This window comes from Polaribacter sp. 11A2H (genome assembly GCF_011379025.1).
In the GTDB taxonomy this organism is placed as follows: Bacteria; Bacteroidota; Bacteroidia; order Flavobacteriales; family Flavobacteriaceae; genus Polaribacter.
In genome coordinates this window covers 216,172-233,069 of the sequence record NZ_WTLD01000001.1, presented here as the reverse complement: position 1 = coordinate 233,069, position 16,898 = coordinate 216,172, and the positions used below count along the sequence as shown (strand labels likewise).

The following is a 16,898-nucleotide window of genomic DNA, read 5'->3' as shown; positions in this document are numbered from 1 at the left end:
GTTTTTGGCTGATTTTTAAATCAGAAAAAATAAATTAATGTCTTTATAATGAACCTATTTACAACAAAGTAAGTAGTCATAAAATAACAATTACACTAAAACGGTTATTTTTACTTTGTTCTGAGAGACTAAAAATATTATATATGCTTAAAGTAGGAGTGTTAGGTGCTGGTCACTTAGGAAAAATTCATTTACGATTATTACAACAATCAGACAAATACAACTTAGTTGGTTTTTACGATCCTTCCAAAGAAAATGCAAAAAATGTTGCAGAAGAATTTGGCTATACCGCTTTTGATTCTGTAGAAGCTTTAATAGATGCTGTTGAAGTTGTAGATATTGTAACACCTACTTTATCTCATTTTGATTGCGCTAAATCTGCTATTGAAAAAGGACGTCATATATTTATTGAAAAACCAATTACTAAAACTGTTGTTGAGGCAGAAGCGTTAAAAACTTTGGCAAGTCAGTTTCATGTTCTAGGACAAGTTGGTCATGTAGAACGCTTTAACCCTGCATTTACAGCTGTAAAGGATCAAATTGAAAACCCTATGTTTATTGAATGTCATCGTTTGGCAGAATTTAACCCAAGAGGTACAGATGTGCCAGTAGTGTTAGATTTAATGATTCATGATATTGATATTATTCTTTCTGTTGTAAAATCTCAAGTTAAAAATGTACACGCAAGTGGTGTGGCTGTTATTTCTGAAACTCCGGATATTGCAAACGCAAGAATTGAGTTCGAAAACGGTTGTGTGGCTAATTTAACTGCAAGTAGAATTTCTATGAAAAACATGCGTAAATCTCGCTTTTTTCAAAAGGATGCCTATATTTCTGTTAATTTTTTAAGTAAAGAATCTGAAGTTGTTAGAATGAAAGATGTGCCTGCAAACCCAGATGAATTTGCAATGATTTTACAAAATGCGGAAGGTGTTAAAAAACAGATTTATTTTGAAAACCCTGAAGTAGAAAATAACAACGCTATTTTAGATGAATTAGAATCTTTTGCTAGTTCAATTAAAAGCAACACATCTCCTGTAGTAAGTTTAAGACAAGGAACAGAAGCATTAAAAGTTGCACAAATGATTATTGATTGTTTTTAATAACAGAGTAATAAACAAGTGTTTTATTTTACCAAAGTGTAAGTTAAAATATTTATACAGGAAATATACCTCGCTCCTTTTGAGACTAAGTTGTTGATTTAAAAATAACTAAGAACGGATATTTCCTTTTAAAAAAGCGAATAGTTTTTGAATAAATAGTAAGGTTTACAAATAATTGCGTTAGGGATTGAGCGGTTTGTTTGAGCTCTTTTGAGGTACGAAAAAAGCGAGTAGCGAAAGCCCGTTAAAACGCCCAAATAAATAGAATATACATGAAAAACATAGCTATTATTGGAGCCGGAACCATGGGAAATGGAATTGCTCACACCTTTGCACAGTTTAATTATAAAGTAAGTTTAATAGACATTTCTGAAGTTTCTTTAAAAAAAGGAATGGACACCATTACTAGAAATTTAGACAGAATGGTAGCCAAAGAAAAAATTTCTGAAGCAGATAAAACTCAGACTTTAAAAAACATTAGCACTTTTACCTCTATTAAAGAGGGGGTTAAAGACGCTCACTTAGTTGTGGAAGCAGCTACTGAAAATGCTGTTTTAAAAGCAAAAATTTTTAAAGAATTAGATGAAGTTTGTAATGAAAACACCCTTTTAGCTACCAATACTTCTTCTATTTCTATAACGCAAATTGCAGCAGCAACCAACAGACCAGATAAGGTTATTGGAATGCATTTTATGAACCCTGTGCCAATTATGAAGTTGGTAGAAATTATTAGAGGTTACAATACTTCTAATGAGGTAATGGAAACCATTATTGCACTTTCTAAAAAGGTTGGTAAAATTCCGGTGGAAGTAAATGATTATCCTGGTTTTGTGGCTAACAGAATTTTAATGCCTATGATTAACGAATCTATAGAAACTTTATACAATAATGTTGCTGGTGTAGAAGAAATTGATACGGTAATGAAACTTGGAATGGCACACCCTATGGGGCCTTTGCAATTGGCAGATTTTATTGGTTTAGATGTTTGTTTGTCTATTATGAATGTTTTGTATGATGGCTTTAAAAGCCCTAAATACGCTCCTTGCCCGTTATTAGTAAACATGGTAATGGCAGGTAAATTAGGTGTAAAATCTGGTGAAGGTTTTTATGATTATTCAGAAAGTAGAAAGGCTGAAAAAGTAGCTAAAATGTTTTCTTAATCTCTAGACACAAGAGCAACAATATCTAATTAGATGGACAAAAAACAATATCTATTTTTTTTATTTTTTATACTCATCTATTCTTTAAATGCGCAAGAGAACAAAAAAGGGATTCTAAACATTAAAAAGGTTGGAATTTGGTATAATAATGTAAATGCTAAAAACTTTATATTTGAAGATGAAGATTACAAATACACCTCAAATACATTAAAGTTACAAGCTTTTTATAACTTAGGAAAATGGAGATCTTTTGATTTTGAATTGATTATTCAACCACAAATACAGGTTATAAAACATCAATTACTGAACTCTTATTTTATATTACCTTCCGAAGAAAATTTTGAAGATAAAATAATTGAATTTACAACGCCTAAAACAATGCATTTATATGCTTTTGAATTGGGCTTTGTGATAAAAAAAGAAGTTATTAAAAATTTAGATTTTCAGTTTACAGCAGGTTTAGGTATAGCAACCATAGACACAAGAACAGAGCGTTTAGCAAAAGGTTTTACATTTTTAGAAAATGCCTCTTTAGGACTTTCTTATAAAACTACAAAAAAAATAGCTTTGTATATTGGAAGTAATATTGGGCACGTTTCTAACCTAGATTTTAAGTCTCCAAATAATGGATATACTTTTTTAGGTTTGGAAGTTGGTGTTTCTTATGCTCTAAAATAAAGACTATCCTTAAAATAAAATTCCTATTAGAACTAAGATTTACTTTAGTTCTAATAGGAATTAATTTTTAATGTAATAAGATACTGAAACTAATTTAGTATAATACGTTTCTATCTTTTTAAAATTATTTACCTAACCAAGAGTTTAACATCCAAATTGTTTTTTCTTGTTCTGCAATAAAATCACTCATCATAGAGTTTGTACCTTCATCATTTGCTTCATCTGAAGAGTCTAATATAGTTCTTTCAACTTTTAATAATTCAGAAAGCGAGTTTACAACCAACTCCACTGCTTCTACATCATTAGAAATATTTTTTCCTACAGGTACTATTGCTAAATTAATATAATCTGTAAAAGTATGTAAAGGCTTGCCTTGTAAAGTTAAAATACGTTCTGCAATGTCATCTATTTTTACTTGAGAATCTGTATAAAATTCTTCAAACTTTACATGCAATTCAAAGAAGTTTTTCCCTTTAATATTCCAGTGTAAACCTCTTAAACTTTGATAATAAATTTGAAAATTCGCTAACAAACCGTTTAATTCATCTACTAAATTTGCAGTTTCTTTTTTGTCTAATCCTAAAATTGATTTGTTCATTTTATCTTTTTTTTTATTGATACATCAAATTTATGAGAAATTTAACCAGATAAAGAATAATTATAATTGATAGTTTTAATATCTTTATCAAAAATTTTTATACAAAATGACTATTACCCAATTAAAATACGTTTTGTCTGTTGCAGAATACCAGAATTTTACGGTTGCTGCAGAACATAGTTTCGTAACTCAACCTACACTGAGTATGCAAATTCAAAAATTGGAGGATGAATTAGGTGTTAAGATATTTAATAGATCTAAAAAACCAATTGAATTAACAGAAGTAGGTAAAAAAATTGTAGAACAAGCAAAAGTAATTGTAGACGAAAGTAACAGAATATTAGATATTGTTCATCAACAAAAAGGATATATAGGAGGCGAATTTAGATTGGGAATTATCCCTACAGTTATGCCTACATTATTGCCTATGTTTTTGCAAAATTTTACAAAAAAATACCCGAAAGTAAAGTTAATTATAGAAGAACTAACTACGGAAGAAATTATAAGAAAATTAACTGATGGACATATAGATGCAGGTCTTGCTGCCACACCTTTAGAAAATGAGGCTATAAAAGAGAGGCCTCTATACTACGAGCCTTTTGTTGGCTTAATACCACAAAACCATCGTTTATATAAAAATAAAACCATTACTGCCGAAGAGTTAGAAATGGAAGATATTTTATTACTAGAAGATGGGCACTGTTTTAAAGACAGCGTTATTAATTTATGTAGAACACATAAAATTGATAACAAAAAAGGGTTTCAATTAGAAAGCGGAAGTTTTGATACCTTAATTAAACTATCTAAAGAAGGTTTAGGTATGACATTGCTACCTTATTTACATACTTTAGACTTAAATGAGATTGATAAAAGTCATTTACGTGAATTTACAACACCTCCTCCTGCAAGAGAAGTGAGTTTAATTTACCATAAATCACAATTAAAAATGCAATTGATTGAAGCCTTAAAGAAAACGATAGATGGTGTTGTTAGAGGTGCTATTTCTTTTTCTGATGTAAAAATTATTAGTCCTTTGCAGAAAAAATAAACAGTATTAAAACTATTTTTAAATCATAAAAAAAAGGAAGCTAAAATAGCTTCCTTTTTTTTATGTTAAAATATTTATTTGAATCTTAAGAATACATTTTATCTCTTAATTCTTTAATTTTTGGATCTGATAAATAATCATCAAAAGTAGAATATCTATCAATTACACCTTTTGGCGTTAACTCTATAACTCTGTTGGCAACCGTTTGTGCAAACTCATGATCATGCGTTGTAAACAAAATAGTTCCTTTAAAATTAATTAATGAATTATTTAAAGCTTGTATTGATTCTAAATCTAAGTGATTTGTTGGTTCATCTAAAACTAACACATTTCCTCTCTTCATCATCATTCTAGAAAGCATACAACGTACTTTTTCACCCCCAGAAAGCACATTACTTTTCTTTAAAGCTTCTTCTCCAGAAAAAATCATTTTCCCTAAGAAACCTCTTAAAAAAACTTCTTCACGTTCTTCTTCCGTTTGCGCATATTGTCTTAACCAATCTACCAAATTTAATTCTCCGTCTTGGAAAAAAGAAGAATTATCTAAAGGTAAGTAAGATTGTGTTGTTGTAACTCCCCAATCAAATTTACCTGCATCTGGCGTTTCATTATCAGTAATAATTTGATAAAAAGCAGTTACTGCTCTAGAGTTTCTAGAAATTACTGCAATTTTATCTCCTTTATTTAAGTTGATATGTACATCATCAAATAATTTATCTCCTTCAAAGTTTTTAGATAAACCTTCTACATTTAAAATTTGATCTCCAGCTTCTCTATCTCTGTCAAAAATAATAGCAGGGTAACGTCTACTTGAAGGTTTAATTTCATCTACATTTAATTTCTCGATCATTTTTTTACGAGAAGTAGCTTGCTTCGATTTTGCCATATTCGCAGAAAAACGACGGATAAACTCTTCCAATTCCTTTTTCTTTTCTTCCGCCTTTTTATTTTGTTGTGCTCTTTGTCTTGTTGCTAATTGGCTAGATTCATACCAAAATGTATAATTACCAGAATAATTATTTATTTTGCTATAATCAATATCAGAAATATGCGTACAAACTGCATCTAAAAAGTGTCTATCATGCGAAACTACAATTACACAGTTGTCAAAATTTGCAATAAAGTTTTCTAACCAAGCAATGGTTTCAAAATCTAAATCATTGGTAGGCTCATCCATTATTAAAACATCTGGATTTCCAAAAAGTGCTTGTGCAATTAACACACGTACCTTTTGTTTACCATCTAAATCTTTCATTAATGAATAATGCAATTCTTCAGAAATACCTAAGTTAGATAACATAGCTGCAGCATCAGAATCTGCATTCCAACCGTTCATTTCTTCAAAAATTATTTGAAGTTCACCTATTTTTTCTGCATTTTCATCTGTATAATCTGCATACAAATCATCTATTTGCTTTTTAATTTTAAACAGCTCTTTATTACCCATAACCACTGTTTCTAAAACCGGGAATTCATCAAAAGCATAATGATCTTGGGTTAGCACAGACATTCTTTTACCTTTTTCTAAGTGTACCTGACCTGAAGTAGGTTCTTGAACACCTGAAATAATTTTTAAGAAAGTGGATTTTCCTGCTCCGTTTGCGCCAATAATTCCATAACAGTTTCCTGTTTGAAATTTAGTATTAACATCATCAAACAAAATTCGTTTTCCGAATTGAACAGATAAATTAGAAACTGATAACATACTCTATTATTTTTAATTTTGTGCAAAAGTACAAATTTGATTTATCTTTTACCCCTTGATTTAAAACGGTTTTTAATAAATTATCATTTCATTTTTATAACCAATTTAAGAACTATTTTAACAATGAATTAACAACAATAGCTCGCATGAATACCTAACTTTGTTATAAAGAATAGATCCCTATTGTTCATGAATAAAAATCTAGTTCATATAATTTTATTAATTACAATTACTGCTTTTGTAGGTTGTGATTCTAATTCTAAAAATACAGCAACTTATTTTGGTGGTAAGATTATAAATCCAAAATCTAAATATGTTGTGCTATTTTCTATGGAAAAAGTGATAGATACAATGTATCTTAATAAAGATAATAGGTTTTTAGGCAAATTAGAAAATGCCAATGAAGGTTTGTACTATTTTGCCCATGGAAATGAAAATCAATTTATCTACCTAGAGCCACAAGACAGTTTAATGTTACGTTTAAACACGTGGGATTTTGATGAATCTATTGTCTATGCTGGTAAAGGAGCAGAAAGAAATAACATTTTAATAGATTGCTTTTTACAAGAAGAAAAAGACAATAAAATGTTTTATAAATTAAATCAATTAAAACCTGATAAATTTATTAAAAAAACAGACTCCTTGCTCCTCTTAAAAGATAAAACGTACAAAGAATATGCTAAAAATCACCCAGGTGAAACCAAAGGGTTTAATCATGTTTTAAAAGTAGCACTTACATATCCTATATATTCTAGAATAGAAAAGTACCCAATTACTCATGTAAGATATAATCATAAAAAAAACTTTGATAAGGTTAACAAGTCCTTTTACAAGCATAGAGCATCTGCCGGAGTAAATAATGATTCTTTAATGTATTACCAACCCTACTCTAAGTACATAAGAAACTTTTTATATAATAGTACGTATTCTTTAGGTCATAAACCAATGACTAACGAGTATTCATCTGAATTTACGGTAGACTTATTAAAAACGATAGACAAGAACATCACCTCTGATGCTTCTAAAAATGCTTTTCTAAAACAAACTGTAATTAGTCATTTTTACAAAAAATCTAGCTGCAACGTTAATAAAGAAGCTTTTGATACTTATTTTAATTTAAGTACAAATAAAAAAGACAAAGATCATGTAAGACTTTTACTTTTAGATAGTAAAGCCTTACAAAAAGGACAAGAAATGGTAGACTTTACCATTACAGATTTAACAAACGCAACCTTTTCTATAAAAGAACTAACAAAAAACAAAAATACCTTTCTATTGTTCTGGAACCCAGAGAATACCACCCCAATGTATATCTCTTCTAGAATTAATTATTTAAGTAAACAATTTCCTGATGTACAATTTATTGAAATAAAAATTGATGGAAGCACAAAAGATAGAATAGAGCAGTTAGATATAAAAAATCAATTTTTTATATCAGCAGAAAGCGAAGCTAATAACTTCTTAACCAGCAAAATGACAAGATCTATTATTATTAATAAAGAAGGCATTATTACAAATGGTTTTGCATCTATTTCTTCTAAAAAACTGTATTCAGACTTAAAAAAACTTAAGTAATCGTAAATTTATTTCTATAATCTAAAAATTAGTTGTAAATTTGCACGATTTTTATTCTGAGTCTAACTCATTAATAATCAGGTCGAATTTATAATCGGGTTTGCAGGTGGGCGTTCTGTGAATCCAAAAAAACACAGTAATGTCAACATTTTTAGAATTAGGTTTAAAAGAACCGATTAACAGAGCATTGACGGATTTAGGTTACGAAAAACCTACCGTAATTCAGGAAAAAGCAATTCCACAAATTATTTCATCTACAGACGATTTAAAAGCATTTGCACAAACAGGTACAGGTAAAACTGCTGCTTTTAGTTTGCCAATACTAGAGCTTTTAGATACGAATAGTAAAAACGTACAAGCAATAATTTTATCACCAACAAGAGAACTTGCCGTTCAAATTGGTAATAACATTAAAGACTTTTGTAAATATTTACCGGATGTTAAAGTAGCTACCGTATATGGTGGTTCTAGTATGGAAGATCAAATTAGATCTTTAAAAAGAGGAGCACAAATAGTTGTTGGAACTCCGGGTAGAACCGTAGATTTAATTAACCGAAGAGCTTTAAAATTAGGAAACGTTCAATGGTTAGTCTTAGACGAAGCTGATGAAATGTTAAACATGGGTTTTAAAGACGAATTAGATAAAGTTTTAGAAGCTACTCCAGAAACTAAACAAACGTTATTGTTTTCTGCAACTTTTCCAAGAGAAGTAGAGGCAATTGCAAAAAACTACATGACTAAACCAGTAGAAATTACTTCTGGTGAAAAGAACGCAGGTTCAGACAATGTAAGTCACGAGTTTTATGGTGTAACAGAAAGAACACGTTACCCAGCATTAAAAAGAATAGCAGATTTAAACCCTGACATTTATGCAATTATTTTTTGTAGAACTCGTAGAGAGACACAAGAGGTTGCAGACAATTTAATAAAAGATGGTTACAGTGCAGATGCTTTACATGGAGATTTATCTCAAGCGCAAAGAGATTCTGTAATGGGTAAATTCCGTAAGAAAACAATTCAAATATTGGTAGCTACAGATGTTGCTGCTCGTGGATTAGATGTAACGGAATTAACACACGTAATAAACCATAAATTACCAGACCAAATAGAAAACTACACACACAGAAGTGGTAGAACTGGTAGAGCTGGTAATAAAGGTATTTCTATTGTTTTAGTTAACGGTAAAGAAAAAGGGAAATTACGCCAGATTGAAAGAATAATTAAGAAGAAATTCTTAGAAGGTAAAGTTCCATCTGGAAAAGAAATTGTTCAGAATCAATTAATGAATTTAATTGATAAAGTTCAAAATACGGAAGTAAATGAATCTGAAATGGAGGAATTTTTACCAAGTATTTATGAAAAACTAGAATCTCTAGATAGAGAAGAGTTAATAAAGAAATTTGTTTCTTTAGAATTTAATACAATGTTAAAGTATTATGAAAACTCTAAAGATTTAAACGATCTATCTTCTAGAGACAACTCTAGAGCTAGAATGGAGAATGAAAACATGACCCGTTTCTTTATCAATATTGGTAGAAAAGACAACTTAAACCCAGGTAAATTAATTGGTTTAATTAACGACCAAAATATTGGAGATAAGATTGAAATTGGTTCTATAGATATTTTAGATACTTTTTCTTTCTTTGAACTTGATAAAAATTTCGAGGACCAAACATTAGAAGCTTTTGCTAGCAATCAACCAGATTTTGACGGACGCTCTGTAAACATAGAGATTACTAAGAAAGAACGTTCTGGTGGTGGACGAAGAGGTGGTAAAAAACCTTTTGGTAAAAAAGAAGGTGGTGGTTTTGGAAGACGTAAAGGTTCTGAAGGTTCTTCTTCTAGTAGAGGAAGATCTGATAGACGCTCTTCTGATAGACCAGATAGATCAGACAGAACTTCTGGAGGTGCTTCTGGAGAAAGAAGATCTTCTGGTGGTTTTGGAAGAAAACGTAGAGAAAGCTAAATAGTATTAAACTATATATACAAACCTCATCATTTTAAAATGATGAGGTTTTTTTATGCCTAAACAATGCATAAAAATTATTAAATACAGCCTAATTATTAACTTTAAATAGATAAAATAGTACTAATACATTTTTATAGTTTATTCATATTATTCAAAAATTAAATAAACAAATTAGACTTGTTATTTGTTATTCAGAATATAAAGCTGAAGAAACAAAGATGAAATAAGGTAAAACATTGAAATATAAAACATATTTAGTGTTAATAAAATTATTAAAACATGACTTTTATCATTAATTATAAAAATTTTTTGTCTTTTTTTATTAAATATAAAATTATACTATTAAAAATAATTGTTATTCGTAAAACCCCAAATACACTAAAATTTAGCCTGCTCTTTTCTTGCTAAAAAAAATCTATTAATATAATTTTGCAACCAAATGAGAAAAAAAATACTTAGATATTTGTTTTTAGCGCTCGTAATACTATTAAGTAGTATTACTAACTTGTGTGCTAATACGCAAAATACTTCTCATTTTAAACCAGTAAACTCTATTACAAAAAGCGCTTATCAGTACCAACAACAAAATCTTAACAATACTTTATTTAAACCTAATTCTAACTCTAAAAAGGGAGGATTTATTAATAAAAACATAAGTATTGAAGATTTTGAAGAAAGCGAACACAGTGCAACCATTTACAATCATACCTCTCTTTTTGGTAATAATGCTTGTGCTATTCTTTTTAAACTTTTAATTGAAAGTAATTCTGTAAAAACTAAAGAGAATCTAGTTTCTCAGTGTTTTAATACAAGAACTATTTCTTTAAGCTTGCATAAGAAATTTGAGGTTTTTATACTTTGATAATACATTAAAACAGACCAATATACACTTCCGTCTGTATTAATACACATCTTAATATCATTTAAAATTCAATTTAGAAAGGTATACTCCATCATTTTTTTATGAAGAGACTTTCTATAAGACCAAATAACATCAAAATGATCGATTAAGTTCGTTTCTTTTTCCTTACTATTTTAATGTAAAATAGCTCCATAACTAAGGCTATGATTCCATTTGATATTAAGAAAAAATAATTAAAATTTATAATCAATCATTTTTAAATTCATTTGGTATAACAACTCATTTTTAAAAAATCACCATTTATATTATGAAACCTATGAAAAAAATTTTCATTGTCTTATTCATTGTATCAATTTACACAAGCTGTAAACACAAAACTGAAGAAATACACGAAGCTGCAAAATACCTCGTAACTAGTCCTATTAAAAGAGACACTATAATTACCAAAGACTATGTGAGTCAAATTCATTCTATTAGACATATCGAAATTAGAGCCATAGAAAGAGGGTATTTAAAAAAGATATCTGTAGATGAAGGTCAGCATCTTAAAAAAGGGCAAAAAATGTTTAACATTATGCCTAATGTATATCAAGCAGAGCTTCAGAAATCTAAAGCAGAAGAAAATGTTGCAGAAATAGAATACAAAAACACTAAATTATTAGCAGACGAAAATGTAGTCTCTAAAAATGAACTTGCCATGGCAAAAGCTAATTTTGACAAAGCCAAAGCCGAAGTTTCTTTAGCACAAACACATTTAGGTTTTACAGACATTAGAGCCCCTTTTGATGGAATTATGGATCATCTTCACGCAAGAGAAGGTAGCTTATTAGACGAAGGAGAATTGCTAACTACATTGTCTGACAATAGTAAAATGTGGGTCTATTTTAATGTTCCGGAAGCAGAATATTTAGATTATATCATAAGCGCTAAAAAAGAACAAAAAGAAGAAGTTACTTTATTAATGGCAAATAACAAACCTTTTAATCAAAAAGGAATTGTAGAAACTATTGAGGGTGAATTTAATAATGAAACTGGAAACATTGCATTTAGAGCAACTTTTCCGAATCCTGATGGCATTTTAAGACATGGTGAAACAGGTAGCATAATTATGACAATCCCTTTAATAGATGCACTTATTATTCCTCAAAAAGTAACTTTTGAAATCTTAGATAAAAAATACGTGTATGTAGTTGGTGAAGACAATACTGTTAGACAACAAGAAATTGAAGTAGAAGCAGAATTAGAAAACCTATTTGTAGTAAGTAAAGGACTTTCTAAAGATGATAAAATTTTATTGGAAGGAATTAGAAAGGTTAAAAATAATGAAAAGATACATAGTGAATTTGTAGCACCAAATTCGGTTATATCTCACTTAGCACTTTACGCAGAATAACTAGAATTTAAATAACAAAGACATGTTTAGTAAATTTATAAAAAGACCCGTTTTGGCAATTGTCATTTCGGTGATGATCGTATTTATAGGGTCACTTGCTATTAAGCAATTACCCATATCACAATTTCCACCAATTGCACCTACAACCGTAAACATCTTTATTGCATACCCAGGTTCTAGTGCAGATGTATTGGTAAACTCTACGTTAATTCCTTTAGAAACTGCCATTAACGGTGTACAAGGAATGCGTTATATAGCTTCGGATGCAACTAGTGCTGGTGAAGGAACCTTACGTGTAATTTTTGAACCTGGTACAGATCCAAACCAGGCAGTTGTTCGGATAAAAACCAGAGTAGATCAAGTAATGCCTTTGCTACCAGAATTGGTACAGCGAGAAGGAGTTGTTATTACACCGGTTCAACCCAGTATGTTAATGTATGTGAATCTTTTCAGCAAAGAAAAAAAGAATGATGAAAAGTTTTTATACAATTATGCATACACTAAAATTATTCCAGAAATACAACGTATTAACGGTATTGCAAGTGCAAAAATTTTAGGAAGTAGAAAATATGCAATGAGAGTTTGGCTAAAACCAGACAGAATGAGAGCATATAATATTTCTGCCGAAGAAGTTTTAGAGGCTATGGAAGACCAAAGTATTTTGGCAAGACCTGGTCGTTTAGGTAGAAGTTCTGGTAAAACAGCACAATCATTAGAATATGTATTAACTTATGAAAATAGGTACAACAAAGCAGACCAATACAAAGAGATTATTGTTAAAGCAAATGAAGATGGACAAATAGTAAAACTATCTGACATTGCTGATGTAGAATTAGGTAGTGAGTTTTTTGACATCTACTCTAATTTAGACGGTAAGCCCTCTGCCTCTATCGTATTAAAACAAACTTTTGGTAGTAATGGTAGTGATGTAATTAAAAGTGTAAAGGAAAAATTAAAAGAATTAGAAGTTGATTTACCTCCGGGAATTGATTTTAAAATTAGTTATGATGTTTCTAACTTTCTTGATGCTTCTGTAGAGCAGGTTTTACATACTCTTAGAGATGCATTTATATTGGTAGGTATTGTGGTTTTCTTATTCTTAGGAGATTGGCGATCTACTTTAATTCCTATTATTGCAGTACCCGTTTCTTTAATTGGAGCCTTTTTTGTAATGCAGTTATTTGGACTTTCAATTAACTTAATTACTCTTTTTGCCTTAGTATTGGCAATTGGTATTGTAGTAGATAATGCCATTGTTGTGGTAGAAGCTGTTCACGTTAAAATGGAAGAGGACAATCTTACTCCATACAAAGCGTCTTATGAAGTTTTAAATGAAATTGGAGGTGCAATTATTGCCATTACCTTGGTTATGGTTTCTGTATTTATTCCTACTTCTTTTATGACAGGGCCGGTTGGAGTTTTCTATAGACAATTTTCAATTACCATGGCTGGTTCTATTGTAATTTCTGCAATTGTAGCCTTAACATTAACGCCTGTACTTTGTGCTATGATGTTAAAAAACAACCATGGTAAACCAAAAAGTAAATCGCCAATAGATAGATTTATTCGTTGGTTTAATGGTGGTTTCGAAAAACTTACCGGAAAATATGTACAAGTTTTAAATAAAATTGTTGCCAGAAGAATTGTAACATTCGGAATTTTAATTGCCTTTTGTGCAGGTATTTTCTATACAAATAGTGTGTTACCCGCAGGATTTATTCCTAATGAAGATCAAGGAATGATTTATGCAATTATTCAAACTCCACCTGGTGCAACGCTAGAAAGAACAAATGAAGTTGCAAAGAAATTACAACAAATTTGTGAGGAAACAGAAGGAGTTGCATCCGTTTCTTCTTTAGCCGGTTATGAAATTATGACTGAAGGAAGAGGTTCTAATGCAGGTACATGTATCATCAACCTAAAATCTTGGGGAGATCGTGAACATTCTGTACATGAAATCATGGAAGAGTTAGAAGAAGCAACCAAAGATTTAGGTGCAGTTATAGAGTACTTTGAACCACCCGCAGTTCCTGGTTTTGGTTCATCTGGAGGATTTTCTATGCGTTTATTAGACAAAACAAACTCTACAGATTATCATGAGTTTGAAAGAATTAATAACGAGTTTATGCAGAAATTATCTGAACGCAAAGAACTTACAGGGTTGTTTACTTTCTTTTCCGCTAATTATCCGCAGTATAAATTAAAGATAAACAACAAAATTGCCATGCAAAAAGGGGTAAGCATTGGTAAAGCAATGGAAAACCTAAACATACTAATTGGTAGTACATACGAGCAAGGGTTTATCCGTTTTGGTAGATTCTTTAAAGTGTATACACAAGCTGCTCCTGAATATAGAAGGTTACCAACAGATTTAGAAAAATTATATGTAAAAAGTGAATCTGGTAAAATGGTTCCTTATTCTGCATTTATGACCATCACAAAAGAACTAGGTCCTAATGAAATTACACGTTATAATTTATATAATTCTGCTGCCATTAGAGGACTTCCTGCAAAAGGATTTACAAGTGGAGATGCTATTAAAGCAATTAAAGAAGTTGCGGCAAAAGAATTACCAAATGGATATGATGTTGCTTGGGAAGGCTTAACGTTTGATGAAGCGCAAAGGGGTAATGAATCTATATATATTTTTATTGTTGTATTGATATTTGTATACTTTGTTTTAGCTGCACAATATGAAAGTTTCTTACTTCCATTAGCCGTTATTCTTTCTTTACCTGTTGGTATTTTTGGGTCATTAGCACTACTGAAAGTAATGGGCTTAGCGAATGATGTGTACGCCCAAATTGGTATTATTATGTTGGTTGGTTTACTGGGTAAAAATGCCGTATTGATTGTTGAATTTGCCGTTCAAAAAAGGCGCCAAGGAGCCACCATTTTAGAAGCTGCTATAGAAGGTTCTAAAGCAAGGTTTAGACCCATTTTAATGACGTCTTTTGCCTTTGTTGCTGGTTTAATTCCGTTGGTTGTTGCTACAGGAGCTGGTGCAATAGGTAATAGAACTATTGGTGGTTCTGCACTTGGAGGTATGTTAATTGGTACTGTGTTTGGGGTATTATTAATACCTGGTCTTTACTATGTTTTTGCTAAAATGGCAGATGGTAAAACGCTTATAAAAGATGAAGAAAGCCAACCTTTATCAGAAGGATTGATGCACGACATACAAGATGATAGCACCAGTAAACTAAAGCTTAAACTTCAAGAGGTTTCAAAACTTTTGAAAAAATTAACCAAAAGAAAAGAAAATGAAAAATAATATAAAAAACAGCAGACTCTTTTTAGTAGGTATTTGCGCGGTAATGCTTTTGCATTCCTGCGTACCTACTAGAGAAATACGAAAAGAGAATACTGCTGTTCCAGAAACATATTTAAATAAAAATATAGACACTTTAAATACTGCCAAAACAGCATGGAGATCTTTTTTCTCTGACCCTAACTTGGTTTCTTTGATTGATACTGCTTTGGTACATAATCAAGAATTAAATATTATGCTACAAAATGTAGATATGTTTAAAAATCAGATTCAAGCTAAAAAAGGAGAATACCTTCCTTTTGTTAATCTTTACGCTGGTGCTGAACTAGAAAAAGTAGGAGAACATACCAGAAATGGTGCGGTAGAAGAGCAATTAGAGTTAGATGGAAAAGAATTTCCTGATCCTCTTGCTAATTATTCAGTAGGTCTTTCTGCTTCTTGGGAATTAGATATCTGGAAAAAACTAAGAAACGAGAAAAAAGCAGCAGTCTACGAGTATTTATCTTCTGTAGAAGGTAAAAACTTTATGATTACGAATCTAGTTTCAGAAATTGCGGATACTTATTATGAGTTGATGGCTTTAGACAATCAATTAGACATTGTAAATCAGAATTTGGATATTCAGAGAAATGCTTTAAGAATTGTAAAATTACAAAAGGAAGCTGCAAAAACAACTGAATTAGCGGTTAGCAGATTTAAAGCAGAAGTGCTTAAAAACCTTAGTGAAAAACACGAAATTGAGCAAAAAATTGTTGTTACAGAGAATAAAATCAATTTTTTAATTGGTAAAACACCTCAGCAAGTAAATAGAAAATCTAAAGAATTTTTAACTACTAAAATAGATACCACATACGCTGGTATTCCTGCTCAGTTGTTACAAAACAGACCTGATATTAGACAGGCAGAATTAGAGTTAGCAGCTTCTAAATTAAATACAAAAGTAGCAAGAGCTAATTTTTATCCTTCGGTTGGTATTAGAGCTGGTCTAGGTTTAGAATCTTTTAAACCAAAGTTTTTAACAAGTACGCCAGAATCTCTTGCATATTCTTTAGTTGGTGATATTGTAGGACCTTTAATTAATAGAAATGCAATAAAGGCAGCTTATAAAAATGCTAGTGACCAACAGTTACAAGTAATTTTCGAGTATGAAAAAACCATTTTAAATGCATACATAGAAGTGGCTAATGAACTTTCTAATATTAAAAACCTTAAAACAATTTATAGTTTAAAAGCAGAACAAGTAGATGTCTTAACAAAGTCTATAGATCTTTCTACTCGTTTATTTAAAGCTGCTAGAGCAGATTATTTAGAAGTTTTATTAACACAAAGAGAAGCATTAGATGCTAAAATTGAATTGGTAGAAACTAAAAAAAATCAATTAATAGCAAATATTCATATTTACAAATCGTTAGGAGGAGGCTGGAATTAGTAAAATTCTAAATTTTCTTTTATAAAGCCACTTCATTTAATAATGAAGTGGCTTTTTCATGTATCAAATATTCTTTTTTATCATTACGAAACCGATTCCTTACTTTT

General features: G+C 30.4%; 12 protein-coding genes. 10 read left to right on the top strand and 2 right to left on the bottom strand.

The features are described 5' to 3' along the window. Window positions 1-143: 143 nt before the first annotated feature. The 3 genes from GQS58_RS01045 (at window position 144) to GQS58_RS17100 (ending at window position 2,941) form a co-directional block, all read left to right on the top strand. A complete protein-coding gene (locus tag GQS58_RS01045) occupies window positions 144-1,103 on the top strand; it encodes a Gfo/Idh/MocA family oxidoreductase (protein ID WP_166381992.1) in 960 nt (319 codons plus the stop codon). A gap of 272 nt (window positions 1,104-1,375) precedes the next feature. After that, on the top strand, window positions 1,376-2,263 hold the full coding sequence (locus GQS58_RS01040; RefSeq protein ID WP_166381990.1) for a 3-hydroxybutyryl-CoA dehydrogenase: 888 nt from the start codon (window positions 1,376-1,378) through the stop codon (window positions 2,261-2,263). A 33-nt stretch (window positions 2,264-2,296) separates the two neighbouring features. After that, window positions 2,297-2,941: an acyloxyacyl hydrolase gene (locus tag GQS58_RS17100; protein WP_240914541.1), complete on the top strand. Its 645-nt coding sequence runs from the start codon at window positions 2,297-2,299 to the stop codon at window positions 2,939-2,941. Window positions 2,942-3,065: 124 nt separating this feature from the next. Here GQS58_RS17100 and GQS58_RS01025 read toward each other — a convergent pair whose 3' ends face one another. Beyond that, on the bottom strand, window positions 3,066-3,539 hold the full coding sequence (locus tag GQS58_RS01025) for a Dps family protein (RefSeq protein WP_166381988.1): 474 nt from the start codon (window positions 3,537-3,539) through the stop codon (window positions 3,066-3,068). 106 nt (window positions 3,540-3,645) lie between these two features. Between GQS58_RS01025 and GQS58_RS01020 the strand changes: the two genes are divergently transcribed. Continuing rightward, window positions 3,646-4,587 (top strand): hydrogen peroxide-inducible genes activator, encoded by a 942-nt coding sequence (locus GQS58_RS01020; RefSeq protein WP_166381986.1) that lies wholly within the window; start codon window positions 3,646-3,648, stop codon window positions 4,585-4,587. An 85-nt stretch (window positions 4,588-4,672) separates the two neighbouring features. Here the strand turns inward: GQS58_RS01020 and GQS58_RS01015 are convergent, their stop codons facing one another. Continuing rightward, window positions 4,673-6,292: an ABC-F family ATP-binding cassette domain-containing protein gene (locus GQS58_RS01015; RefSeq protein WP_166381984.1), complete on the bottom strand. Its 1,620-nt coding sequence runs from the start codon at window positions 6,290-6,292 to the stop codon at window positions 4,673-4,675. A 189-nt stretch (window positions 6,293-6,481) separates the two neighbouring features. On the opposite strand from GQS58_RS01015, the gene GQS58_RS01010 reads away from it, so the two are divergent. The 6 genes from GQS58_RS01010 to GQS58_RS00985 all read left to right on the top strand — a co-directional run bounded on the left by GQS58_RS01010 (window position 6,482) and on the right by GQS58_RS00985 (window position 16,791). Further along, entirely contained in the window at window positions 6,482-7,867 is a 1,386-nt protein-coding gene (locus GQS58_RS01010) for a hypothetical protein (protein ID WP_166381982.1), read from the top strand. A gap of 139 nt (window positions 7,868-8,006) precedes the next feature. Beyond that, window positions 8,007-9,833: a DEAD/DEAH box helicase gene (locus GQS58_RS01005; protein ID WP_166381980.1), complete on the top strand. Its 1,827-nt coding sequence runs from the start codon at window positions 8,007-8,009 to the stop codon at window positions 9,831-9,833. Window positions 9,834-10,275: 442 nt separating this feature from the next. Continuing rightward, window positions 10,276-10,698 carry a hypothetical protein gene (locus GQS58_RS01000; protein ID WP_166381978.1) on the top strand — a complete coding sequence of 141 codons (423 nt, stop codon included), beginning with the start codon at window positions 10,276-10,278 and terminating at the stop codon, window positions 10,696-10,698. A gap of 316 nt (window positions 10,699-11,014) precedes the next feature. Beyond that, on the top strand, window positions 11,015-12,091 hold the full coding sequence (locus GQS58_RS00995) for an efflux RND transporter periplasmic adaptor subunit (RefSeq protein WP_166381976.1): 1,077 nt from the start codon (window positions 11,015-11,017) through the stop codon (window positions 12,089-12,091). A gap of 22 nt (window positions 12,092-12,113) precedes the next feature. Further along, window positions 12,114-15,365 carry an efflux RND transporter permease subunit gene (locus GQS58_RS00990; protein ID WP_166381974.1) on the top strand — a complete coding sequence of 1,084 codons (3,252 nt, stop codon included), beginning with the start codon at window positions 12,114-12,116 and terminating at the stop codon, window positions 15,363-15,365. Then, window positions 15,355-16,791, top strand: coding sequence for a TolC family protein (locus tag GQS58_RS00985; protein ID WP_166381972.1), 1,437 nt, complete (start codon window positions 15,355-15,357; stop codon window positions 16,789-16,791). Before GQS58_RS00990 ends, GQS58_RS00985 begins: the two co-directional genes overlap by 11 nt. Window positions 16,792-16,898: the final 107 nt, after the last annotated feature.

What these genes read in the sequence shown, in the direction of transcription:
- GQS58_RS01010 (WP_166381982.1), top strand. Translation starts at nt 6,482, where the DNA reads ATGAATAAAAATCTAGTTCATATAATTTTATTAATTACAATTACTGCT.
- GQS58_RS01000 (WP_166381978.1), top strand. Translation starts at nt 10,276, where the DNA reads ATGAGAAAAAAAATACTTAGATATTTGTTTTTAGCGCTCGTAATACTA.
- GQS58_RS01005 (WP_166381980.1), top strand. Translation starts at nt 8,007, where the DNA reads ATGTCAACATTTTTAGAATTAGGTTTAAAAGAACCGATTAACAGAGCA.
- GQS58_RS00995 (WP_166381976.1), top strand. Translation starts at nt 11,015, where the DNA reads ATGAAAAAAATTTTCATTGTCTTATTCATTGTATCAATTTACACAAGC.
- GQS58_RS00985 (WP_166381972.1), top strand. Translation starts at nt 15,355, where the DNA reads ATGAAAAATAATATAAAAAACAGCAGACTCTTTTTAGTAGGTATTTGC.
- GQS58_RS01045 (WP_166381992.1), top strand. Translation starts at nt 144, where the DNA reads ATGCTTAAAGTAGGAGTGTTAGGTGCTGGTCACTTAGGAAAAATTCAT.
- GQS58_RS01020 (WP_166381986.1), top strand. Translation starts at nt 3,646, where the DNA reads ATGACTATTACCCAATTAAAATACGTTTTGTCTGTTGCAGAATACCAG.
- GQS58_RS00990 (WP_166381974.1), top strand. Translation starts at nt 12,114, where the DNA reads ATGTTTAGTAAATTTATAAAAAGACCCGTTTTGGCAATTGTCATTTCG.
- GQS58_RS17100 (WP_240914541.1), top strand. Translation starts at nt 2,297, where the DNA reads ATGGACAAAAAACAATATCTATTTTTTTTATTTTTTATACTCATCTAT.
- GQS58_RS01025 (WP_166381988.1), bottom strand. Translation starts at nt 3,539, where the DNA reads ATGAACAAATCAATTTTAGGATTAGACAAAAAAGAAACTGCAAATTTA.
- GQS58_RS01015 (WP_166381984.1), bottom strand. Translation starts at nt 6,292, where the DNA reads ATGTTATCAGTTTCTAATTTATCTGTTCAATTCGGAAAACGAATTTTG.
- GQS58_RS01040 (WP_166381990.1), top strand. Translation starts at nt 1,376, where the DNA reads ATGAAAAACATAGCTATTATTGGAGCCGGAACCATGGGAAATGGAATT.